The organism is Reyranella sp., assembly GCF_004296935.1.
Classification (GTDB): Bacteria; Pseudomonadota; Alphaproteobacteria; order Reyranellales; family Reyranellaceae; genus Reyranella.
On the sequence record NZ_SCVH01000138.1, the window covers coordinates 1 to 2793 of the forward strand.

A 2793-nucleotide genomic window follows, 5' to 3' on the forward strand; every position below is an offset into this window, starting at 1 on the left:
CATAGCGATCGAGGAAGTCGTCGACGCCGTCGAGGCTGATCCAGGTGCCGCCGGTCATCATGTACCAGATGACCCCGACCGACAGGGCGGCGCCCACGATGTCCCAGGGTGCGATGCGGTTGCGCCAGCTCTTCACTGCCGGGAACAGCAGGAACACCAGTGACAGGGCGAAGGCGACATGGATCTCGCGCAGGCTCTGCTGGTCGATCGTACTGGCGGCGGCGTAGAGATGGAACAGCGTCATGGCGACGGCAATCGACGTCAGAAGCCGGCCGTACCAGCCGGCGAAGCGGCTGACGCCGCCCTCCTCCTGCTCGATCAATTCCTCGACCTTGCGACGTTCTTCGTCGCTCAGCAGTTCGGCCTGCACCGTCATGTCGTCTCCGTCCCCAAAAAGCAACGGGGCTCCCGCTTCAAGCGGGAGCCCCGATCCGTATCTGCCGCCGTTATGAGAGCTTGATGCCCTTCTCGGCAAAAAACTTCATCGCGCCGGGATGGAACGGCACCGAGGAGTTCGCCTGCTTCTGATTCTCCGGCGTCATGTCGGTCACCGCCTTGTGGGTGGCCAGCAGGTCCGGGTAGTTCTCCCACACCGTCTTGATGATGGTGTAGGCTTGGTCGTCCTTCATCGAGGCCGGCACGACCAGGATGTTCCAGATGGCGATCACCGGCACGTCGGCATCGACGCCCGGGTACGACTTGCCCTTGATGACGCTGGGCGCGAAGACCGGCCCGTACTTCTTGTTGAGCGCCGGCACCATGTCGGCATTGGGGAGCAGCTTCATCTTCACGCCCTGGGTGGCCGCAAGATCGGTGATTGCCGCAACCGGCGGGCCGCCGTTGAAGAAGTAGCCGTCGAGCTTGCCGTCCTTCATGGCGTTGGTGCTCTCTGCCGGCGACAGGCGCTCGCGCTTGATGTCCGCCACCTTGAGGCCGAGTTCGTCCATCATGCGCAGCGCCATCACTTCCGAGCCGCTGACGGGCGAACTGGTCGAGATGCGCTTACCCTTGATGTCGGAGAGCTTGTTGATGCCGGTGCCCTCCATGGTGACGAAGTGCACCAGGTTCGGATAGACGACGCAGAGCGTGCGCGACTCGACGGGTTTGTCCTTGAACTTGTCGAGGCCCTTGATGGCGTCGTAGGCGGTATCGCACTGGGTCAGCGCCATCTGCGCCTTTCCGTCGCGGATCATGTGCATGTTGGCGACCGAGCCTGCCGTCGCCTCGGCGGTGACCGCCCAACCCGGCACCTTCTTGCTGAGAATGTTGCCCATGGCGCCACCCAGCGGATAGTAGACGCCGCCGGTCGTGCCGGTGGCGATCGAGAACTGCTGGGCCTGCGCGACCGCCGAGCCGGCGAAGGCGCCGGTGAGACCGAGCGCGCCGGCGGTGCTGCCGGCGGCGATAAACTGGCGTCTTTTCATGTAGATTTCCTCCAACGAACGCGTCCGGTCTTGCCGGGGGACGCGGAAGAAACCATGGCATCAACGGTCAGGCAACAGCCGCCCCGCAATCCGCGGTACGGGAAACCGACCTGCAGAAGCGGCTAGGAAAAAGAAGGATCGACGCCCATGCCCGGACCCACGCCGCCGATCGATAGCAATGGCCCGCCTCGCCGCCGCATCGAGGTCCGGCTTTCCAAGCTTCGCCAGCTGTTCAATTCACTGGATCCCTCGCCCTTTCACGAAAAGGACCTGGACCGCGATGCCGAGACCTACATCTTCGAGTCGGCCGACGAGCGTCCTGTGACCGAAGCCATCGAATTGATTGTTCATCTGCCCGCGGATCAGCTGGCCCTGCCGGAATGCGTCAACCTCGAAACAGCCATCCGGAACTATTTTGCTTACCGCGCGCAGGAAACGCGCCGGCGCATGCGGTTCCAGTTGCGCGAGGGCCGCTCGGCCCTGGCGATTGGTCTCGCCTTCCTCGTCCTCTGCATGACCTTACGTCAGCTGGCGCTCGTTCTGCCGGGCGACACTGTGGGACGAGTCCTGCAGGAAGGTCTTTTGATTCTCGGCTGGGTCGCAATGTGGCGACCGCTGCAGATCTTTCTCTACGATTGGTGGCCGATCCGCCACCAAGCCCTAGTCAACGACAAGTTGGCGCTGATGCCGGTCACAGTCCTGCCCTACGAACGCGCGGATTGACGATTCAGGCGTCGAGCCGCCGAAGGGCGGCCTTGTCGCAAAGCACGACCGAGCGGCTGGCGGCCGCCAACTTGATCAGCCCGTCTCGGGCAAACTGCGTCAGGGTGCGCGATACCGTCTCGATCGTGAGGCCGAGATGATCGGCAATGTCGGATCTTTGCATCGGCAGATCGAAGCTGTCGCCCTTGGCAATCCGCTTCGACATGTCGAGGAGGAAGGTCGCGATCCGCTCCTGGGCGGATTTCCGCCCGAGCAGCATCATGTGGTCGTGTGCGCGTTCGAGGTTGTGCATCAGCGAAGCCATGACCTGGTCGCCGAGCGCCGGATCGTCCAGCGCGATCGCCGCGAAGCGGCGGCGGCGGAACATGACGACCGAGGCATCGTCGACCGCCTCGGCGGAGAAGCGGTGCTGGTCGCCGGGTTCGAGACCGAAAATGTCGCCGCAGAGATGAAATTCGTCGATCTGGCGGCGCCCATCGCTCAGCAGCTTATAGGTCCGCACGGTACCCGACACGACCTTGTAGAAGAAGTCGGACGGATCGCCTTCGGCAAACAGCTCTTCGCCCCTGGTCAGGTTCCGCGTCACGCCCGAGAGGGTGACAGACCTGTCGGCCGTACGCGGAACCTGACCAGGGGCGAAGAGATT

The 2793-nt window shown here is 63.4% G+C and carries 3 protein-coding genes and 1 pseudogene; 1 reads left to right on the forward strand and 3 read right to left on the reverse strand.

Annotated elements, in window-relative coordinates; all coding sequences use genetic code 11:
* Positions 1-376: pseudogene (locus EPO55_RS19425) on the reverse strand (hypothetical protein); the annotation flags it as partial.
* Positions 377-446: 70 nt separating this feature from the next.
* Positions 447-1424 carry a TAXI family TRAP transporter solute-binding subunit gene (locus EPO55_RS19430; RefSeq protein WP_296338808.1) on the reverse strand — a complete coding sequence of 326 codons (978 nt, stop codon included), beginning with the start codon at positions 1422-1424 and terminating at the stop codon, positions 447-449.
* A 147-nt stretch (positions 1425-1571) separates the two neighbouring features.
* Here EPO55_RS19430 and EPO55_RS19435 point away from each other — a divergent pair, with 147 nt between their 5' ends.
* Positions 1572-2147: a hypothetical protein gene (locus EPO55_RS19435; RefSeq protein WP_296338809.1), complete on the forward strand. Its 576-nt coding sequence runs from the start codon at positions 1572-1574 to the stop codon at positions 2145-2147.
* A gap of 4 nt (positions 2148-2151) precedes the next feature.
* On the opposite strand, the gene EPO55_RS19440 is transcribed toward EPO55_RS19435, so the two are convergent.
* Positions 2152-2793, reverse strand: a 642-nt coding sequence (locus EPO55_RS19440) for a helix-turn-helix domain-containing protein (RefSeq protein ID WP_296338810.1), incomplete at its 5' end; no start/stop codon positions are given.